Annotated in this window: 19 protein-coding genes; 8 read left to right on the top strand and 11 right to left on the bottom strand. The window is 59.0% G+C overall.

The features are described 5' to 3' along the window. Positions 1 to 55 precede the first annotated feature (55 nt). The 8 genes from H8K11_06560 to H8K11_06525 form a co-directional block, all read right to left on the bottom strand. Positions 56 to 835: an enoyl-ACP reductase gene (locus tag H8K11_06560; GenBank protein MCS6263405.1), complete on the bottom strand. Its 780-nt coding sequence runs from the start codon at positions 833 to 835 to the stop codon at positions 56 to 58. A 183-nt stretch (positions 836 to 1,018) separates the two neighbouring features. Further along, positions 1,019 to 1,870 carry a hypothetical protein gene (locus H8K11_06555; protein MCS6263404.1) on the bottom strand — a complete coding sequence of 284 codons (852 nt, stop codon included), beginning with the start codon at positions 1,868 to 1,870 and terminating at the stop codon, positions 1,019 to 1,021. A 40-nt stretch (positions 1,871 to 1,910) separates the two neighbouring features. Beyond that, positions 1,911 to 2,153 (bottom strand): hypothetical protein, encoded by a 243-nt coding sequence (locus H8K11_06550; protein MCS6263403.1) that lies wholly within the window; start codon positions 2,151 to 2,153, stop codon positions 1,911 to 1,913. A gap of 40 nt (positions 2,154 to 2,193) precedes the next feature. Next, positions 2,194 to 2,661, bottom strand: a complete 468-nt coding sequence (gene bcp / locus H8K11_06545) for a thioredoxin-dependent thiol peroxidase (GenBank protein ID MCS6263402.1) — start codon at positions 2,659 to 2,661, stop codon at positions 2,194 to 2,196. 39 nt (positions 2,662 to 2,700) lie between these two features. Beyond that, a complete protein-coding gene (locus tag H8K11_06540; protein MCS6263401.1) occupies positions 2,701 to 3,141 on the bottom strand; it encodes a tetratricopeptide repeat protein in 441 nt (146 codons plus the stop codon). A 35-nt stretch (positions 3,142 to 3,176) separates the two neighbouring features. Next, the gene (locus H8K11_06535; protein ID MCS6263400.1) at positions 3,177 to 3,452 is read right to left on the bottom strand and encodes a DUF507 family protein; all 276 of its coding nucleotides are present in this window, start codon (positions 3,450 to 3,452) and stop codon (positions 3,177 to 3,179) included. Positions 3,453 to 3,524: 72 nt separating this feature from the next. Continuing rightward, the gene (locus tag H8K11_06530) at positions 3,525 to 3,806 is read right to left on the bottom strand and encodes a DUF507 family protein (GenBank protein MCS6263399.1); all 282 of its coding nucleotides are present in this window, start codon (positions 3,804 to 3,806) and stop codon (positions 3,525 to 3,527) included. Positions 3,807 to 3,872: 66 nt separating this feature from the next. Continuing rightward, positions 3,873 to 4,283 carry a hypothetical protein gene (locus tag H8K11_06525; protein ID MCS6263398.1) on the bottom strand — a complete coding sequence of 137 codons (411 nt, stop codon included), beginning with the start codon at positions 4,281 to 4,283 and terminating at the stop codon, positions 3,873 to 3,875. A 132-nt stretch (positions 4,284 to 4,415) separates the two neighbouring features. Here H8K11_06525 and H8K11_06520 point away from each other — a divergent pair, with 132 nt between their 5' ends. The 8 genes from H8K11_06520 to H8K11_06485 all read left to right on the top strand — a co-directional run bounded on the left by H8K11_06520 (position 4,416) and on the right by H8K11_06485 (position 16,791). Next, the gene (locus H8K11_06520) at positions 4,416 to 5,189 is read left to right on the top strand and encodes a ribonuclease H-like domain-containing protein (GenBank protein ID MCS6263397.1); all 774 of its coding nucleotides are present in this window, start codon (positions 4,416 to 4,418) and stop codon (positions 5,187 to 5,189) included. 1 nt (position 5,190) lies between these two features. After that, positions 5,191 to 5,997 (top strand): serine/threonine-protein phosphatase, encoded by an 807-nt coding sequence (locus H8K11_06515; protein MCS6263396.1) that lies wholly within the window; start codon positions 5,191 to 5,193, stop codon positions 5,995 to 5,997. Between the two features lie 158 nt (positions 5,998 to 6,155). Then, positions 6,156 to 6,995 (top strand): nuclear transport factor 2 family protein, encoded by an 840-nt coding sequence (locus H8K11_06510; protein ID MCS6263395.1) that lies wholly within the window; start codon positions 6,156 to 6,158, stop codon positions 6,993 to 6,995. A gap of 73 nt (positions 6,996 to 7,068) precedes the next feature. Continuing rightward, positions 7,069 to 8,070 (top strand): hypothetical protein, encoded by a 1,002-nt coding sequence (locus tag H8K11_06505; GenBank protein ID MCS6263394.1) that lies wholly within the window; start codon positions 7,069 to 7,071, stop codon positions 8,068 to 8,070. Positions 8,071 to 8,470: 400 nt separating this feature from the next. Further along, the gene (locus H8K11_06500; protein ID MCS6263393.1) at positions 8,471 to 12,661 is read left to right on the top strand and encodes a PilZ domain-containing protein; all 4,191 of its coding nucleotides are present in this window, start codon (positions 8,471 to 8,473) and stop codon (positions 12,659 to 12,661) included. A gap of 106 nt (positions 12,662 to 12,767) precedes the next feature. Then, positions 12,768 to 14,048, top strand: coding sequence for a hypothetical protein (locus H8K11_06495; protein MCS6263392.1), 1,281 nt, complete (start codon positions 12,768 to 12,770; stop codon positions 14,046 to 14,048). Position 14,049: 1 nt separating this feature from the next. After that, entirely contained in the window at positions 14,050 to 15,462 is a 1,413-nt protein-coding gene (locus H8K11_06490) for a sigma-54-dependent Fis family transcriptional regulator (protein MCS6263391.1), read from the top strand. A gap of 186 nt (positions 15,463 to 15,648) precedes the next feature. Then, positions 15,649 to 16,791 (top strand): response regulator, encoded by a 1,143-nt coding sequence (locus H8K11_06485; protein MCS6263390.1) that lies wholly within the window; start codon positions 15,649 to 15,651, stop codon positions 16,789 to 16,791. Here the strand turns inward: H8K11_06485 and recN are convergent. The 3 genes from recN to H8K11_06470 all read right to left on the bottom strand — a co-directional run. Next, on the bottom strand, positions 16,788 to 18,485 hold the full coding sequence (gene recN, locus H8K11_06480) for a DNA repair protein RecN (GenBank protein ID MCS6263389.1): 1,698 nt from the start codon (positions 18,483 to 18,485) through the stop codon (positions 16,788 to 16,790). The two genes, H8K11_06485 and recN, sit on opposite strands and share 4 nt — an antisense overlap. 18 nt (positions 18,486 to 18,503) lie before the next feature. Further along, a complete protein-coding gene (gene trxA / locus H8K11_06475; protein MCS6263388.1) occupies positions 18,504 to 18,926 on the bottom strand; it encodes a thioredoxin in 423 nt (140 codons plus the stop codon). Positions 18,927 to 18,955: 29 nt separating this feature from the next. Then, positions 18,956 to 19,220, bottom strand: a 265-nt coding sequence (locus H8K11_06470; protein MCS6263387.1) for a hypothetical protein, incomplete at its 5' end; no start/stop codon positions are given.

The raw sequence follows: 19,220 nt of genomic DNA, 5'->3' as shown, positions 1-19,220 counted from the left end.
GGCCTGATCAGGCAAAACGCAGGACGCTGATCGTGTGAACAGACCCCCTGGCCCCCTAGTCGACAGAGGCCAATGACCCCAGAATATGATACCCCCCATCGACGTAGATCACCTCTCCGGTGATACCGCGCCCCAACGGACTCACGAGGAACAAGGCCGTATCGCCGACCTCGCCCTGCTCCGTCGCCCGCCGTAGCGGAGCGAATGCGCGATGGTGATCGACCATCTTACTGATACCGGACACGCCACGCGCCGCCAATGTCTTGATCGGCCCGGCGGAGACGGCATTGACCCGGATGTTCTTCGGCCCCAGATCGTGCGCCAGATACCGGACCGTCGCTTCAAGCGCCGCCTTGGCCACACCCATGACATTGTAATGCGGCACCACCCGCTCGCTGCCGAGATAGGTCAGCGTCACGACCGATCCGCCTTCCGTCATCAGCGGCATCGCCGCCCGCGTGACGGCCACGAGGGAGTAGGCGCTGACATCCAGGGCCGTCGCAAATCCTTGACGGGTGGTATTCACGAATTCTCCGGTGAGCTCTTCCCGCGGAGCAAAGGCCAGGGAATGCACCAGAAAGTCCAACCGCCCCAGCTTCTCAGCGGCCTGTTTCATCATCGCATCGATCTGACTGTCGTCTCCGACATCGCACACGCAAGCCGACGCGCCGGGCAGGGTCTGCACCAACTCTTCGACGTTTTCACGCAACCGTTCGTTCTGATAACTGAACAGCATCTGCGCGCCTTCTCGCGCCGCAGCCTGCGCGATCGCCCAGGCGATGCTGTGCTTGTTGGCCACACCGATGATCAGACCCTTTTTCCCTTCTAACAACATACCGGCTCCTGCTCCTTCAATGAAATGACACTGTGTCGGGCGCTGAACATACCATGATTCGCCCCGGGAGTGAATCGCCCTCTCGCCATAAAGACCGGCCATACCCTCTTGCTCATGCCACAGGCCGACAGCAAAACAAACGCCCCTGCGACGTTCGCGCGCGGGCACGTTCTCCGACATCCCTCACAACTTCTTTCTGACGTCCTTCCACTCGTTTGCCGCTTTGGCCTTTCGCGGCATCTCGCCTTTGGGCAACTCCGGGACCACCACCACCACCTCGAATCGATGTTGCAGCAGCATTTCTGCAGACGACCGCGTGCGGACGATGCCGGTTTTCAGCGTCGCCCAGCCGCCCTGCTTGAAGGTCTCCAGCGTGGCGCCCAGACCTTCCGCCGGCGGCGCCACAAAGCCGGACGGAAATTTGTGAGACGCCAACCATCGGCGCACATTCCCGCTCGCGGCAATCTCCTCCGACGGCTGTTCGCCGCCCGTCACATAGACCACGTTGTAGTAATACTGGGTCAGCCGGGACAATTCGTCGGCGGCATCGGACAGGGGCTGCAGGGATGATTCAGCCGCCGTTCCCGTCGAGGCGGACGCGACCGGCTGGATGAGGGCGGCCAGTTCGACGAGGATGATCGGACGCCGGCGCTCCCACACACAGAGCGTCGCGTCACCGGTGTCCGCCGCAACGGACGCCGCGTCATCGACCGAGACCGCAATAGTGTACGTGCCCCGCATCTTCGCGAGGTAATCGAACGAGGCGTGCCCGCTGTCATTAGTTTTGGCCGTCGCCACCGGCTTGCCGTCGATAGACAGGTGCAAGCCAACGCCGCCCCACGGGAAACTTCCCCCTGGAACTTTCCCGCCGAGTTGAGCCTCGATGCGGACCGAGTGATTCGGCAACGTCAAGGCATCATGCACGGTCAGGATACCCTGCACCTTCCCGGCGGCCTCGCTGGTGCCCGCCATGGTCCAGCCGAAGAGCAGCAGCAGGAGAAACATGCGTGACTCGAAACGAAGCCATTTTGCCATGATACGGTCCACGGTCCTTTTCTGCGGACGATCGGCTTGGTCAGGAGAGGAGACCGCGACCACGGCTGACGGTGAGATAGGTATCTCCCATACAAAACAGCACCAGCCCGATCAACGGCACGAGGGCAGCCGAGAACACCACCATCCAGAGAACAATTAGCAGCACTCCGGCCAGGAGCAAAGGACCGCCGCGCTTTTCCCCGATGTAGAGATGTCCGAGTCCCGGCACGAGGGAGAGCGCGGCGGCGCGGCAGGCGTGGGAGGTTTTTTCCAGCGGATCCATGTCATTCAACCGAAAAGGCGACCAGTATGCTGGATCACGACTAGGCCTTCAGCGCCGCCAGCACTTCATCCACATGGCCGGGCACCTTCACTTTCCGGAATAGGGCCTTGATTCGCCCCGTGGCATCGATCACAAACGTGCTCCGTTCAATACCCATATACTTCCGGCCGTACATGCTCTTCTCTTTGTAGACTCCGTAGGCGTTGCAGACCACCGTTTCTTCGTCACTCAACAACGCAAAGGGCAAGCCGTACTTGGCGATAAACTTCTGGTGTGAGGCTTTCCCGTCCTTACTGACTCCAAGCACCACCGCTCCGGCCTTTTTAATCGGCGCGAGGGAATCCCGGAAGTCGCAGGCCTCCTTCGTACAGCCCGAGGTATCGTCCTTCGGATAAAAATAAAGCACCACCTGCTTGCCCTTGAGGCTCTTCAGCGTCACGGTGCTGCCGTCCTGGTCCGGCAAGGAGAAATCCGGCGCCTTCGCCCCCACTTCTAATTCATCTGCCATGTCTCAATCCTCTCCAGTACAAGTCTTCGTGTCACCCGGTCAGCGCGGTCCGCTGCCGATCACCGGACGCTGTGTCCCATAGGGGTGTTCCCTGGGTGGCCCCTTTTGCGCCTGGGGACTGCCGAAGGGGCGTAACGCAGGAGAATCCCAGATCACCTTATCTCCGGGAGCTAAATTCGCCGCCTCGATAAACTCCTGACGAGCCTGGTCCGTTTGCCCCAACGCATTCAGAGCGAGCGCGTAATTGTAGTGGGCCTGGCCTGAATCCGGCGACGCCTTGATGGCCTGCCCGAAAAAATTCTTGGCTTCCGCAACCTGGCCGGCCAGATAGGCTTGCATCCCCTGATTGTTCAGAGCGATGGCGTCAGCCTTAGCCCCATAGACCAATTCCAACGGAACCAGCGGCTGCGGTTTGGAATGGGTACAGGCGGGCAACGACACCGCCAAGACACAAAACACTATCCATAGAGCAACTCTCATCGCACAACCTCGTCGAAATCGCTCGCCATGCCGGATCAGGGCTTGGCACGCTTTTTTTGTTCTTCTTCAGCTGTTTTCCGATACATCACGTCCCATTCCGGACTCCCCTCCACGATTTGTCGTGAGTAGGACGCCAGCTTGGTCCGTACTTTCTTATCGATCTCCGCTTCCAACAACAACTCTGCGGCCACCACCCGTTTGATCTCGCGCAGCACCTTCCCATCATCCTCAGCAAACCGGCAATGGGGGCTCTTTTTCAAAGCGCCGAGAGCGAGGTGGGCAAGATGGCTGGCTTTATCGTCGCTGATCACGAATTGGACTCCGGTTCTGGGTGAAGGGACTCTGCGCGTTCACATGACGAAGATTCACGCACCCGGCGGCAGCTAGAGAATGATGCCCCGTTCGCGCACCAGCTTCTGCTTGATCATCGTGAACATCTTCTGGTAATCGACCTGTCCCTGCTCGATCTGCCGCTCATAGGGTTGCATCATCCGGCGCACTTCGGCGTTGAGGCGATCTTCGACTGCGAGCTCGTCCGTCATCGTCTGTTCCAACGAATCCCGAAGCGCCTTTCGATCCCCGGTGACCTCCAGGTAGCCCAGCTCGTGGAGCCGCGCAATCACTGATTCCGCCATATGATGGACCCGCTCTTTTGCCAGCCTCATCGCAAAAGACTCTCCGCCGACATAGCATTCATACCATTGCCGTTCACAAGACCCATCCTCATGAACCTATCCGATCGACGGTCCCTGTTCAATCCGTTCGACCCGGATTGTGCTGGCATTCATCGCCTGCCGCAGAGCCGCCGCGTCCCCCACGACACGACCCACCACATTGACCCGGTCGGCCGGAACGGGATCGGCCCCCATGCTCATCGGCGTACGCCCGAAGAAAATGGCCAACACCTGGCCGGCACCCCAGAAGGCTACGTCACCGACTTTGACCTGCGTGGTCGCCGTTTCGCGGTGGTCCTTCACACCGGGAATCTTAAAATAGAACTCTTCGCCCCAGACATTCAATGGTCCTTCAGCGGGCAGCGCCCGGTAGAGTTCTTCAGCCGTTCTCGTGCCCTTTAACTCCGCCTCCAACTGTATCCCGCCGACCTTGATTCGAATACGTTTCGTCGATCCATTCGTGGTCATGTTCCCTCATCTCCACCGTACTACACTGCGCAACTCAAGCACACGAAACTCCGCACCAGTCGCGGACTCTAACTTGTTTATCCCTTGAAATCAAGGCTACAATCCCGGCGAAGGGAGATCGCGACCCGCGTTATGCTGACCTCGACATTCGTCCATCTGAAAGGCATCGGCCCATCGACGGAGCGGCGACTCTGGGAAGGAGGCATCGCCGATTGGACGACCTTTCTCCGCGAGCCGAACCTCCCCGGCATCTCACCCTCGCGCAAAGTCCTGTACGATGTCGACCTCGCATCAGCGCAGGAACAGCTTGAGCGCCGCAATGCCCGATACTTTGCCGACTGCCTGCATACCCGCGATCATTGGCGACTGTTCCGCACCTTCGGCCCACGGGCGCTTTATCTCGACATCGAAACGACCGGACTGTCCGCGCACGAGGGACAGGTGACCATCGTCGGTCTTTACCGCCAGGGGCGTATGCGGACCCTGATCAGCGGTGACGACCTGACGCTTGGCGTGATTCAGGAAGAACTCGACCAAGCCGACTTGCTGATCACGTTTTTCGGCAGCGTGTTCGATATCCCCTACCTCCAAACCTGTTTCAAGGGCCTGCGGGTGTCGATTCCTCACTTCGATCTCTGTTTCGCCGCGAGACGCGTGGGCCTGCAGGGAGGCCTCAAGCACATCGAGCGCGAGTTGGACATCGCGCGGGACTCCGATCTGCTGACACTCGACGGCATGGAAGCCGTTCGTCTCTGGCACCAGTACCGCGCAGGCGACGAGGCAGCGCTGGATCAACTCGTCCGTTATAATGCCGCCGATACCAGAAACCTTGAACCACTGGCGGAGTGGCTGTATGACCAGCTCGCCCTGCGCTACGGTCCACCGTCAATGACGCCGGCCGGATAGCATGAGCACGCAACAGACCAGATGGGCATGGACTGCGTTCGGGCAGACCGACCGCGGGTTGGTCCGTCCCACGAATCAAGACACCTTCCTCGTCGACAACCGCCATCGACTCTGGGCGGTGGCGGACGGGATGGGAGGCCACCCGGGAGGAGATGTGGCGAGCGGTCTCGTGACGGACTCCCTTGCCGAACTTGCGCCGACTCTCGGCGGAATTGCATCTGCCCCCGACCTTCACGAGGAAGAGCGCGCAACCGACCGTCTCACAACCATGGCGGAGCAGGCCCATGCCTCCATCCTCACCCATGCGGCTCAGCACCCGTCGTTATACGGCATGGGAACGACACTCGTGATGGCCCATCTCCTCCCGCTGCCCAAGCCACGCTTACTTGTTTTGAACGTCGGCGACAGCCGGGCCTACCTGGTCAGAGCCGGCACCCTCACGCAACTGACTCGGGACCATACCCTGATTGAAGAGTACGTCCGTGACGGGCGCCTCACACCTGCGCAGGCCGCATGTCACCCGAACCGCCATGTGCTCACCCGCGCCATGGGCCTTGCCCCTCACCTGGAAAGCGACCTGTTCTTCTTCGATCTTCTCGATGGAGACCTCCTGCTGCTCTGCTCAGACGGCCTCACGAAAATGCTGACCGACGAACGCATTCTTCAGACCGTGAGGCCTCATCAGCATATCCCTTCCCTTGCCACCCAGGCACTGATTCACACAGCGCTCGATGCAGGAGGGATCGACAACGTCACCGTGGTGGCTTGCACCATTACTGAGATACCCGATCAGGCAAATATCCATTGACACCAACTCGAAGCACCAGGTAGCCTCGCAGAATTGCCGCCTCGTAAAATCACGAGGCTTTCGTCCACATATTTCCCTATACCCCTATGCACTTTCAGCCCATTGAACGTCGATCCCGCCGTGCCTCGTTGCGGCACTGCCTCTTCATCTGTTCCCTCATGAGCATCCTGGCGGGCTCCCTTGCAGCGGCCAAGGAGCCACTCGATGCAGAAGCCACTCTGCGCCTCATCGTGCAAGCAAACGCCGATCGTGATCTGCCCACTATGTCGAAGTATATGTCTCACGACGCCGACGCCGTCGGCTACACGATCGACGGACACAAATACGTAGGATGGACGGCTTTGGCTACCGACATGCACACCGAGTTCACCTCGGTCGCCAAACTGGAACTTCCCATCACCTACCTGCAATTCTGGCGTAAGGGGGACATCGCCTGGTTCGCGATGGAACTCGACTATATTCGTTATCTCAACGCAACGGACCTGACCCAACGCATGGTGCTTCCACTGCGTGAGACAGGGGTGATGGAGCGAAGGGACGGCACCTGGATCCTCGTGACCTGGCACGAATCCACTAGACAGCCCGACACCGGAATGGGGATCGCCCTGGCCGACCCCGGCACCTTAGTGCGTCGCGTGTCAGACAATCAGGCGCCCGGGCCGAATGGCGCGGACTTGAGCGGCGAATGGGAAGTCACTGAAATCGAAGACAATAAGAAATACGTCGCCACGCTGGACGCGCACGGCAACGGCCCTTACACCTGGCAAGGGGGACAGTTCGCCACCACCAGCTTCAACGACCGGCGCTGGCAGGGGACCTGGAAACAGACCGGCAATGACCGCGAAGGCGCGTTTGAAGTGGTGATCTCGGAGGATGGCACCGAAGCCAAGGGAATCTGGTGGTACGTGCGTGTCGGCACCAGAGACAATATTCCACCCCGGCAACATGGCGGTACTTACCTGTGGAAGCGACTGACCCCGCCCCCGACGGCTCCCTAACGGGTGGGCCTATTTCCCGACATTGTCTCACACACACTCACGGACGGCCGGTCTGTTATAACGAGGAGGGGCTATGAATCGTGCGCTGCTATCGATGGTCATGCTGCTGATGGTCACAAGTACGGTCTACGCCGACGGTGGCCACGATCACCATGCCATTCCAACCATGCCGAGTTTAGGCGACACGAAGATTACCATCGATGATCACACGGTCACTCTCACCTTCGGTCCGGTCGATTTGCCGACCGGTCATGACGGCGATCTGGCATCCAGTATGCCCAAGAAGGTCTTCCAGTTGCCGGACGACACCTACATGATCGGCTATAAGTCCGAGGTCTTCACGAAAGACGGCAAGCCGCTGCCCAAGAATTACCTCCATCACATCCTCATGCTGAACAACGACAAGCCGAGCGTGTCATGCGACGGCGAGCCGTTGTTCTTCGCCGGCGCCGGTTTGGAAATGACGGAAGCACGTTTTCCGGACGGATACGGGGTCAAGCTGGGAAAAGGGCAAAACCTCATGTCCGTTGTGGCGTTCTACCACAAGGCTCCCCCGACAAAAGACGTGATGGCCCGTTTCACGATGTATGTCGCGCCGAAAGGCACGAAGGTGCAGGAAATGGATGTCTACCAGGTCGGGGTCAATATTGTCTGCTACAGCAAGTTCGGCCAGCGTGGCGCGGACCAAACTGACGAAGGCATCGAAATCAAGCCAGGGGTTTCAGTTCTGTCAGCCCCTTTGAAATTCAACATGGACGGCTGCGTCAAATTCGCCTACCCCCATGGCCACGATGAGTTGCTGATGGTTGCCCTGGAGAATAAATCCTCCCGAGAAACCCTCCTGCGAACGGTCCCTGAAGTGGGTGCCGACGGCACGTTTCGTGACTTTCGCCCTCATCAGGTGTACCGGGATGACAAAGGGTTCACGGTAACCAAACGCGACGACTATGAAATGGTGATGGTTCACCACCACCCGCTTCAAAACCCGAATATTCAGCATGGAATGGGAAATTACCTGCTGTATATGACCCCTGGCGTTTGCCCGCAATCTGCCAACACAGCTTCAGCTCGCTAGGCATAGGAGAGTTCCCCGCCCACCGCAGTCCAACGATTGCGGTGGGCATCCCGTTCGTTCCCGAAGCTGCCGCACATCATCCGACCGGCGAAACCCTCGCCCCCACCCCCCTCCCCAACGAGAATTGCACCTTATTCTTGGGGTGTGATCACTTTTGGTTGCTCCGCACAGCACACTCCCCTACTGAAGTACACGCGCCCCCTCAGGCAGCGGGCTGGGATTCTCAATAAGGTGTATGATATTGAACCAGTCATGCACTCCAACCGACTACCTGAGGACACAATCGTCCCTTTGATAGTGAGCGCATGTCCACTTCTGTGCGGTGGTGCAGTTCCAAGCGTCCGCCCGGCGGCATCGAACCAGAATGATCGCACCCCTGCATAGGAAGATGGAATCCTCCATGTCGTCCGCTGAACCGTCCCTCAACATCCTCCTCATCAACGAACAACCGGATGAAATCAAACTGGTGACCTCCAGTCTGAGAGGGTTTTTTTCCGGCTGCCGGATCGAAGCGGGCTATTCATCCGAAGATGCCCTGACATTCAGTCATCAAGGCGAATGGCACATCATCCTCATCGATCACGACTTACGCCCTGAACGCGGTCTCGATATTCTTTCCCGCCTTCGTCGCAATGCTCCCTATGCAGCCATCATCCTCCAAACGAATGAGAGCGATTCCCAAACCGCCGTCCAGGCGCTGCAGAACGGCGCTGACTTCCTCCTGTTCAAACGATCACCCGCCTTTATCACCGAGTTGTTGTTTTCCGTCCAGGAAGCGGTTGAAAAGCGCGACCTCCAAATGAAACTGGACCACACCTTTCAACGGCACCAGCGGTTCATCGAAACACTGAGCGACTTGGTGTACGAACTCGATCGGGACGGTCGCTTTGTCTACGTGGGCACCGCTGTCACCGCCATGCTCGGCTATACTCCCGAGGAGCTTGCCGGACAACACTATTCGCTTCTACTCCCTCCCTTACAATCAGCGACAGGACGCTTTCGCTTGAACGAACGACGGGCCGGCAGCCGCTCTGTACGCAGGCTTGAGCTCACGCTTCATCGGAAAGCCCCTCCTGATGCACCTCCGGCATCAATCACCGTCGAGGTCACAGCCAAGGGGCTCTTCGATTCGGCCAATCGTTACCTCGGCACGATCGGGGTCCTGCGCGATCTTTCACAACAGAAAGCGCAACAGGACCGCCTCACCGAGTTGCAGTCACGCCTCCAGGAAACCACCCGTCAACTCGTGCTTTCCCGGGAGGCAGCCCGGGTATCCCGTCAGCTCCAACAGCCGCTCACCACCCTCCTGCAAGATTCACAGCGCTTACTCAGCTCTATTCAGCACAGCAAGATCGAGCAACATGTCGAAACGATGGTCGAACAGGCGTCGCAGGCCAGCCGACTTGGTCATCAACTGGCTCAAGCCATCTATGCTCCGCCTTTAGAATTTTCCCCCGTCGATCTCCACCATCTTCTTGAGACCGTGGTGCAATCGATCCGGCATGAGACAGAAGGCTCGGGACTCCTCGTGACCACGCACTTGGCTCAACACCGTCCACTCATTCTGGGCTCACCGGGTGCGCTGGAGGATCTCGTGAGAATCCTCCTCAATTATGCACACCAATACACGTCCCGGCCCGACGCGCCCTCTCATCTTCTGCTACAGACGGCGCCGCCGGCCGGAGACGCTCCTTCACTCGTTTCAAGAACGCTTCCGCTGCATTCGACCACCTCGCGCGAGTATGTAAGCTTCACCATCAAGGAAAGCGCCGGACGCACCGCTGCTCCCGTCGGCGAACAGCCAGATTTACGTATTTCTCCCGAGCAATTCTTTCGCGCTCACCACATTGTCCAGGCACATGGTGGCGCCATCGAAATTGGACATGCGGCAGACAGCGGCCTGACCATCACAGTACGAATTCCTGTTTCCGCTCATCTGTTCGCGGACGAAGGCGCTGAATCGCCCGCAGCCCCGCCCGCCACACCCGACCTCGTTCGAGGCCAATCGCAGCCCGTCGCAGGACAACGACCCGACCGACGGCGTTCAGAACGCAAGTTGTTCGCGCTCCCCGTGCAACTATCCGTCGGAGGCACAACTCTTCGAGGCGTCTTACGAAACATGAGTACGGGCGGCGCCCTCCTCACCATCCCTGATCTTTCGGCCTCCATTCATCTACAGCCAGCCTACGTGGTGATCAAAACACCCGTGAGCTTCCTGGAACTTCAGGGCGTCGTACATGAACGACCGGCCGCACTTACGGACCTGCCGCTCACTGCCATCAAGAATTTTGTGATTTCCTTTTCATCGAGCGGCGAGCGCGACCGCAATGTCCTCCGCTCACTTCTGGATGGGCTGCAAGACGGCTCAACAATCGTCACGTTCGAAGGATTGATCCTTCCTTTTTTCACACCCGCCGAACAGAACCCTGACGCCCTTCTCCCCTCCATCACAGCGACGACAGAACGGCGTGAGGCCTCACGGCTACACGCCCCATGCCCGATTCGACTGGTCGGCTCACCAGGCACGCCAACCCGTCCGCTTGGAGTGACGGTCAATCTGAGCCTGGAGGGGGCCTGCATCGAAGTGCCGGGAGGCTACGACTTCCCTGTTGGCCGGCAGATCCTTTACCTGGCACCCCTCGAGCCAAACTCTTCGTCAATCGGCGCCGCCTTGCCTGAGGGTTCTGAAAACCCTTGGCCAGTTCGGATTGTCTGGACAGATCGCGCTCGGACCAGGACAACCTTGAATCCCGCACAGACAGAAGGCATCCGCCGCTATGGAGTGCGCTTTGAGGGTTTATCGCCCGCACAGGAACAGAAACTGCGGGCTCTCATCTCATCGCGGATCGGTACTTCGCAAGAACTCGCCGAACCGCTGGCAGACTCGCCGCTCCTCACCGTTGCACACAATCTACGCAATCGTGAGGGCATCACGATTGCGCTGTGTCAGGATGTTCCGACACGCACAGACGGCCCACAGTACCCGCTGGTGCTGCTCTGTCCGGGGTATGGGACGACTCAGCAGGCCTATGTCGCCCTCGCCTACACACTGGCTGCATGCGGGCTGCAAGTCCTGCGTTATGATCACAGCCGTCACATCGGGCTGAGCGAGGGCGACCCCACACAAACCACGCTCACATCCCTGGAAGACGACCTCGATACCGTGCTGAGCTTTGTGCAGAAAGAGTTCCCCGGAATCCCCCTCACGTTGCTGGCACCGGACCTGCTCGGCCGCATCGCATTGCGGCGCCAAGACTGGCACAGGCGAGTCAACCGGCTCTTACTGCTCAACCCGGCACTCGACATCCGAAATTGCCTGACGAGCCTTCACCAGCGGGATCTGGTAGGTGAACATCTGGCCGGAACCCGGCTCGGGCTCGGCAACCTCATGGGGATTCCACTCGACATCGATCATTTCGTGGCCGACGCCGTGGCCGGTCGATATACAGAGAACACCTCGCTTCAGGAGGACCTTTCGCATTGCGGGACCGACGTGGTTTTTTTGATGACCGGCCCAGGCGCCGCTGAATACCCGACTCCCTCTCCAGCACCGGCACTCGTGGAGGACGCGCTGCATCGGCTCGGATCAAGAGGCAGTCGCGTCATGCTACAAACTCCCCTTCTCCCTGTCGATGCTGTCGCACCAACGGCACTGCTCGCAAGCTGGCAGCGGATCGCGCAGCTCTGCCTTACTTCGGATCGCTTCCCCTCTCCCACCGTCCCGGCGCTCATGGAGATCTCACGCATCACCTCCACCCGTGCACGATTCGAACACGATCGACTCCGCATCAAATATGCCGCCGGAACGGCAGGCCGCGAACGCCTCTGGGCCGCACAGACCGATCTCACACGAAGTTTGGATGAACTCCCCGCGCATTGGCAATATATCGATCAACTGTATCAACTCCTCCAACCGCTCGATGGAGGCCTGACCCTGCTCGATGTCGGATGCGGCATTCATTCATTCGCCAGACTCCTGCTCTTGAACCTTTCCTACCGTCTCCGCGCTCAAACCTGGAACCAGAATCAACCGCTTCGATACATCGGGGTAGACTTCTCAGTGGCTGCGCTGCATGCCGCGCAGGACGCGACGAATGACGCCTTGAAGCACGTGGATCGGCTGTTCTCCGGACGCATCTCCGGGCCGACACCCGTCAGTCAGCAGTGGGTACTGGGTCGATCCGTAGAAACGCTTCCCTTCGCGGACCATTCATTCGATCGCATCGTGGCGAATCTCTCCCTCAGCTTTTCACGATCTCCTCTCCACACGCTTCGTGAACTGTTCCGTGTGCTTCGCCCGGGCGGAAAACTCATCGTGAGCGCCGTCACCCCCTTGGCAGATATGGCCCTCCCCTATCGCTCATCCTTGCAGGAACTCGGCGTCGATGCCTTCTCGGGAGACGCCCGCCTTGCGCTCAATCGTATGGCTCAGTGTTGCGTCGCCCTGCGCGTCGGTCAACTACATGCATTCCAGGAAGATGGCCTGAGCGCCGCCCTCGCCCAAGTCACCTCGACTCCGGCAAGACTCGTGCGTACGTTCTCCGGACAAATTCTGGTCGCTCTCGCCGAAAAACCTGATTCCGCTGGCTGAAAAAATACCTCGCATATATACTTCAGTTACTCACACACGACATGCGGCGCGTTGGATGACACCACGTGCGCGGTGGTGTCCGGGTTGATATTTTCTGCGCAGAACTATGGCACTTCACGAGCACATTCGGCACACTCCTATTCTTTCTCCTTCCGAAGCTCCTATCAGAATGATCGGCGCGTTTGCCGAATCGGTGGGACAGGCCACCGACCTCCCGCAGGTCGGCGAGTGCATCTTGAGAATCCTCAGCGAGCAGTTGCGCTTGCCGGAAGCCGCCATCTGGATACGAGAAGCAGACGGTCAATACCATCTTCTTGCTTCTCTGGGACACCGCACGTTTGCGGCATGGCCGGCAAGCCTGCCGGATAACCACGCCCTTGTCACGAGTCTTTCCGATCGGCTACGCCTGCTCCAATACGACCAGACCTCAGCTTCGCCCGCCGGGTCAGCCATGATGTCGATACAGGCAGCGGTGTGCCTGCCTCTCCGGAACAAGACGCAGTTCCTCGGACTCTGTGCCCTTGGGCCGATCGACACAGACTGTCACCTGGACGAAGAAACCGTGATCATTGCAGAGACCGTCGCGCGTATCGCCTGCAATACCTTGGAGCATCACCTGGCGCAGGACGACCTTCGGCGCTCCTCCACCTTAATGAGACGCACCGATCGGTTGCGCTCATTGGAAATCATGGCGGGCGGATTTGCGCATGAAATTCGTAACCCCCTCACCTCGATCAAGACCTTTATTCAGTTAGCCCCGCAACGCCAACAGGACCCGGTGTTCATTCGTGAATTCAGCCAAGTCGCCATTGAAGACGTCCACCGCATCGAGCGGCTACTGCACGAAATCCTCGACTATGCGAGTTACATGACCCCCCAACCGAGCGACGTGGATCTGAACGAACTAGTCACCTCTTGCCTCGGGTTTGTCTCCTCCACCGCGTCGCACCGAGGAATTCGTCTACACACGACACTGGCCCCTCAGCTGCCCACGCTCTCGCTCGACCGCCAGCAGATCAAACAGGTGCTTTTGAACCTGCTCTTGAATGCGCTCGATGCCATGCCCAACGGCAACGGCGTGATTCAGATCCGCACGCGCGTGCTGCCGCAAGCCGGCCGTACGGCCTGGGTGCAACTGGAGGTCGAGGACGAGGGATGCGGCATCGCCCCGGACCACCTCGAGCATATTTTCGATCCGTTTTTTACGACCAAACATACCAATAGTGCGAGCGATGGGTCCGGCCTTGGTCTGACCACCGCGCATCAAATCGTCCGCGAACATGGCGGCACGCTATTGGTGGAAAGTCGAGTCGGCGCAGGTTCGACGTTTTCCGTGAATCTTCCAGCACCGGATGCACGCACCACAGTTTCAGCCGCACGGGAGTAACATGAAAAAACGGGTACTACTTGTTGATGACGAGCCGCGTGTTCGCGCCTCGCTGAGAACAGTGCTGGAACCGACCTACGAGATTCTTGAAGCGGCGGATGCCGCGGAAGGCCTCAAGAGTTTCAAGCACGATACGCCGGATCTGGTCCTGCTGGACGTGATCCTGCCGGGAACAGACGGCCTGGCGGCGCTCCAGACCATGCGCACCGAAAATCGTGCCGTCCCGGTGATCATGCTGACCGGAACCAAATCGGTCAAGACGGCCGTCGATGCCATGAAACTGGGCGCAGCCGACTATCTCTCTAAGCCGTTCGATGTCGAAGAACTGCAAATCGTCATCGAACGCACGCTGGGCAAACAGGAATTGGAACAAGAGGTTCGTCAACTACGCGCACAGGTGGTCCAACGGTATGCCTTTCACAATCTGATCGGCAAAAGCCCGGCGATGCAGGAAATCTATGCGAAAATCGAGCAAGTGGCCGACAGTCGCACCACCGTTCTGGTCACCGGCGAGAGCGGAACCGGAAAAGAACTCGTCGCCAAGGCCATTCATTACAACAGCGCGCGGCGCGAACGCCCGTTCGTGGCGCTCAATTGCGCGGCCCTACCCGAAACTCTGATCGAAAGCGAACTGTTCGGCCACGAAAAAGGCTCCTTTACCGATGCCACGGCCAGGCGCGTAGGCCAGTTCGAATTGGCGCATACCGGCACGCTTTTTCTCGATGAAATCGGGGACCTCAGCGCGGCGACCCAGGCCAAACTCCTCCGCGTGCTACAGGAACGTGAGTTCACTCGCGTGGGCGGAGTGCAGTCCATCAAGGTGGATGTCCGAATTGTGGCGGCCACCAACAAAAACCTCGATGAGATGGTCCGGAAGAACCAGTTTCGCGAGGACCTGTATTACCGCATCAACGTCATCGCGCTGTATCTACCGCCCCTGCGCGAGCGGGGCGAAGACATCGCCCTCCTGGCCAAACACTTTCTGGCAAAACGTATCGAAGAAGAGAAACGTCCTCCTCAGGAATTCACGAAAGACTCGCTGGAGTTGATCTCGCACTATCCCTGGCCCGGAAACGTCCGCGAGATGGAGAACATCATCGAGCAGGCGTTCATCTGGTCGAAAGGCTCCGATGTCATCACGCCGGAGCACTTACCGAATATCCTGCGAACCGATACACGCTCCACCTCACTCCGGGACGACACCCTGGCGGGGCGATTGTCGCTCGAAAAAGCCGTCATGGAATTCGAGCGTGAAATCATCCTGGATGCACTCAAGCGAACAACGTACGTACAGACCCATGCGGCCGCCATGCTGGGAATCAGCCGCCGCATGCTGAAGTACCGCATGGATACCCTGGGCATCAGCCGGCCCGATAACGGAGTGACTCCCGAGCCTCCACTGACTCAGGAATGACACAGGTGGCGCAACGTGTCCCGCAGCCTGTCTCATTTCCTCAAAGGTGAAATCACTTACATCAAATATCTAGTGGCCTGAATATGCGGGACCTGCTATATATTGGCCGATCAGCACAATCAGGAGCGGTATAGGTTTTGCGTTTATCCTTCAGTAACGCCTGCAATGCACCCGGGAGCGCTCTGGATGGGGACCCATACATCACCTGAATACGTAGGCACGAAACCGTCGGTACTGGTCGTCGATGATGAGACCGGCCCACGGGACGCCCTCAAAGTCATTCTTCGCCCGTTCTTCACCATCCACTCCGCCGACAACGCCAAATCCGCCCTCCGGGTCCTCAAAGATCAGCATATCGACCTCATCACCCTCGATCAAAAACTGCCCGACCGCCAGGGAATCGATCTGCTGCAAGACATCAAGCAGGACTACGCCGACATCGAAGTCATCATCATTACCGGCTATGGCAGTTTGAAGTCTGCGATGGAAGGCATCCGGCACGGCGCAGCGGGATATCTGCTCAAGCCATTCAACGTCACTGAACTGATTACCCTCATCAACCAAACACTCGAGAAAAAGCAGCGGCTGGACTACCTGCGCTCGTTTCTCAAAACATCGACCGCCTTGTGGGGCACGGAACAGGAAGCAGGCCAGGCGTGGAAAGATCTGCAAACCAACTATTTCGCCATCGGCAAATCCGCCCCAGAACTCTCCGCCAATCCAGGCGATGTCACTGCGCTGATCCCCTTGTTATCCGATCTCCTCGAAGCGAAGGACCGCCAACTCCTCAATCACTGCAGCCGCGTCAGCTTTTATGCCTCCCTCCTTGCCAACCAGCTCAACCTGTCCCTTCCCGATCAGAAGGCGCTCGCGCTGGGCGCGTTTCTCCACGATATCGGGAAGATCAGTATTCCCAACTATAAGTATGCAGCCGACGATGACGACAGTATCAAGAACGGGGCGCTCGCCAAAGCATACTCCGAGGCCGGCGCGCGGATGCTATTGCCACTTGAATTTCAGGCCGAGGTGGGACAGATCGTGGCCTATCATCATGAACGATTCGACGGACTGGGCAATCCGCACGGGCTGGAGGGAGAAGGCATTCCGCTCCTGGCACGCATCGTTGCCATCGCCCAAGCCTTCGATAACCTCACGGTTGATATGCCGGGACACCTCCCGATGTCCATCGACGACGCCATCCAGAAGATCGTGCTCCAAGCAGATACTCACTTCGATCCGAAACTGACGAAGCTGTTTGCCCAAGTCGTGCGGGAGTGCAAATCTTCCCTGCCCGCCCTCGCGATCGCGAAAACCTCGCCGACGACCTAGTCCGGTCGCGCCCGTCGTTCCTTCGCGCTGCCGATCATTTCAGCGGCCGCCGCGCGCGCACGGTCGGTCACCGTGACCCCGGCTAACATCCGCGCCACTTCCTCCTCCTGTTCGGACTCGGTGAGCAACCGGACTTGCGTCATAGTGCGCTGCTGACGCACCTGCTTCTCAACCAGGTAATGCGCATGAGCTTGGGACGCGACCTGCGGGAGATGCGTCACACAGAGCACCTGGTGGTGCCGACTGAGATCCCGAAGACGTGTCCCCATCACCTCCGCTACGGCCCCGCCGACGCCGGCATCGACTTCGTCAAAAATCAGCACAGGAACTCGATCGCTCTCGGCCAAAATGGTCTTCAACGCCAACATGACCCGTGAGAGCTCGCCCCCGGAAGCCACTTTGGCAAGCGGCTTGAGTGGCTCACCAGGATTGGCCGAAAACACGAACTCCACGGCCTCGTGCCCCATCTGGCCGTAGGCCGCCTCGCCGGGCAGCGGAACCACCTCCACCGAAAAGCGGGTTCGCTCCATCCGAAGCGCGTTCAACTCTTTCGTCACCTGCGTCGTGAGTTTCTTGGCCGCATCGATTCGCTTGCGGGAAAGGCGCCCGGCGAGTTCAGCCACGCGACGTGCGGCATCCTCCACGGCAGAGGCCAGATCCTGCAGCCTGGTTTCCGCTGTGTCCAATTGGTCGAGCTGGACACGCAGTGACTCCTGCAACACCAGCATGGATTCCAGCGATCCGCCATATTTTTTACTGAGTCGATGCAGCCGATCCAGGCGCTGCTCGATTTCCATCAATCGTGCCGGGTTGGCTTCAACGTGATCACGATAGTGCCGGATCTGGTCGGCCAGGTCCCTCAACGGAACGATGGCGTCTTCTACCACCCGCGTCCATTCGACGGCCGTCTGATCGATCGACACCATCTTCGCGAGCAGTTTTCGCGCGGAAGCCAACAGGCTCAGCACGCCCTGCTCACCCGCGTACAGTAATTCGTGGACTTGGTCGGAAAGGTCGCCCAGTTGTTGACTATGCATCAGGCGCGGACGTTCCTGTTCAAGCCGCGCATCCTCTCCCGCCTCCACTGCGGCATCGGAGATTTCCTGAAATTGAAAACGCAGCAGATCCTCTCGCTCCCGGCGTTGGGCGATGTGCGCCATCAGCGTCTCACGTTCAGCTACCCGCTCCTGCCACGACCGATACGCTGCCTGGTAGTCCTGACGCAGAGCATGAAGTCGGCCGAAGGCATCCAACGCCTCCAACTGAGCCGCGGAGGACAACAGCGATTGCTGCTCGTGCTGGCCATGCACATCCACCAACGCGCCGCCCAGTTCCTCCAGAAGATGAACCGGGCAGAGATTGCCGTTGAGATAGGTCCGGTTGCGGCCCGTCCTGGAAATCACGCGACGGATCACAATGTCCGTCTCACCCGGACGGGCAAATTCCTTGGTCTGGAGCAGATGGAGAAGGGGATGATCTGACGGCAACACAAACGCCGCTTCGAGATCGGCTTCATCGGACTGGGCACGGATCTGATCCGTCGAGGCACGGCCCCCGACCAGGAGCGTCACCGCATCGATGAGGAGAGATTTGCCGGCTCCGGTTTCACCGGTAAACACGATGAAGCCGGAGCCGAAACGGACGGCCAGCTGCTCGATCACGCCGAAATTCGAGATGCGCAGCTCGGTCAGCATGCCGCTGAGGATCAGGCGCTAGGCAGCGCCGGAATGTTGCGCGAGAAGCGAATCGATGATTTCTTTGAACTGGCGCTTCGGACGCGCCCCCACCAGCCGCTCGACCGCTTGACCGTTCTTGAAGAAGAGAATGGTCGGAATGCTCATCACCTGATAGCGCCCGGCAATTTCCGGGTTTTCATCGGTATTGAGCTTACGGACCTTGACCTTGCCGGCATATTCTGTTGCTAATTCATCGACGATCGGCGCGACCATCTGACAAGGCCCGCACCAGACCGCCCAAAAATCCACCATTACTAATTCGGATGCCTTCATGACATCCTCATCCCACGTCGCATCAGTCGCCTTCAACGCATCGCCTGCCACAGTGTCCTCCTTCGCTCGACCTACCCTGTCATCGTTTTTCGATGTGCTGAAGCGGTTCCACACACCGTCCGTCATCCTATAACACGGTTTTGCAGAGAGTCAAATCACGGCCTGTCCCAGTGCCACTCAGCTGGCGCACCCGACCACCAGTCCGTCGGCCTGGCGCGTCGCCACGCATCCTGTTCCTGCCAGAACTGCCTCACCAGGGCCTCATCCAAGCGAGCCGCCATCGCCGCAGTGACGTCAGACTGTCGCTGCACCGCCTGCTGGATCACTTCTTTTGCGATACGCGCGAGCACATCCGGCGGATCAATCAGATCTTCACTCCGTCCGGTCGAGAGATTCAGGTAGAGCTGTTCCACTCGGACC

Source organism: Nitrospira sp. (genome assembly GCA_024998565.1).
Taxonomy (GTDB): domain Bacteria; phylum Nitrospirota; class Nitrospiria; order Nitrospirales; family Nitrospiraceae; genus Nitrospira_A.
Note: the sequence above shows the minus strand (reverse complement) of the source record. Positions and strands in the feature narration are given on the sequence as shown.

Bases quoted from the DNA above. Each gene is read 5' to 3' on its own strand.
- H8K11_06560 (MCS6263405.1), bottom strand. From the start codon at position 835: ATGTTGTTAGAAGGGAAAAAGGGTCTGATCATCGGTGTGGCCAACAAG.
- H8K11_06555 (MCS6263404.1), bottom strand. From the start codon at position 1,870: ATGGCAAAATGGCTTCGTTTCGAGTCACGCATGTTTCTCCTGCTGCTG.
- H8K11_06550 (MCS6263403.1), bottom strand. From the start codon at position 2,153: ATGGATCCGCTGGAAAAAACCTCCCACGCCTGCCGCGCCGCCGCGCTC.
- bcp (MCS6263402.1), bottom strand. From the start codon at position 2,661: ATGGCAGATGAATTAGAAGTGGGGGCGAAGGCGCCGGATTTCTCCTTG.
- H8K11_06540 (MCS6263401.1), bottom strand. From the start codon at position 3,141: ATGAGAGTTGCTCTATGGATAGTGTTTTGTGTCTTGGCGGTGTCGTTG.
- H8K11_06530 (MCS6263399.1), bottom strand. From the start codon at position 3,806: ATGAGGCTGGCAAAAGAGCGGGTCCATCATATGGCGGAATCAGTGATT.
- H8K11_06525 (MCS6263398.1), bottom strand. From the start codon at position 4,283: ATGACCACGAATGGATCGACGAAACGTATTCGAATCAAGGTCGGCGGG.
- H8K11_06520 (MCS6263397.1), top strand. From the start codon at position 4,416: ATGCTGACCTCGACATTCGTCCATCTGAAAGGCATCGGCCCATCGACG.
- H8K11_06515 (MCS6263396.1), top strand. From the start codon at position 5,191: ATGAGCACGCAACAGACCAGATGGGCATGGACTGCGTTCGGGCAGACC.
- H8K11_06510 (MCS6263395.1), top strand. From the start codon at position 6,156: ATGAGCATCCTGGCGGGCTCCCTTGCAGCGGCCAAGGAGCCACTCGAT.
- H8K11_06505 (MCS6263394.1), top strand. From the start codon at position 7,069: ATGAATCGTGCGCTGCTATCGATGGTCATGCTGCTGATGGTCACAAGT.
- H8K11_06500 (MCS6263393.1), top strand. From the start codon at position 8,471: ATGTCGTCCGCTGAACCGTCCCTCAACATCCTCCTCATCAACGAACAA.
- H8K11_06495 (MCS6263392.1), top strand. From the start codon at position 12,768: ATGGCACTTCACGAGCACATTCGGCACACTCCTATTCTTTCTCCTTCC.
- H8K11_06490 (MCS6263391.1), top strand. From the start codon at position 14,050: ATGAAAAAACGGGTACTACTTGTTGATGACGAGCCGCGTGTTCGCGCC.
- H8K11_06485 (MCS6263390.1), top strand. From the start codon at position 15,649: ATGGGGACCCATACATCACCTGAATACGTAGGCACGAAACCGTCGGTA.
- recN (MCS6263389.1), bottom strand. From the start codon at position 18,485: ATGCTGACCGAGCTGCGCATCTCGAATTTCGGCGTGATCGAGCAGCTG.
- trxA (MCS6263388.1), bottom strand. From the start codon at position 18,926: ATGACGGACGGTGTGTGGAACCGCTTCAGCACATCGAAAAACGATGAC.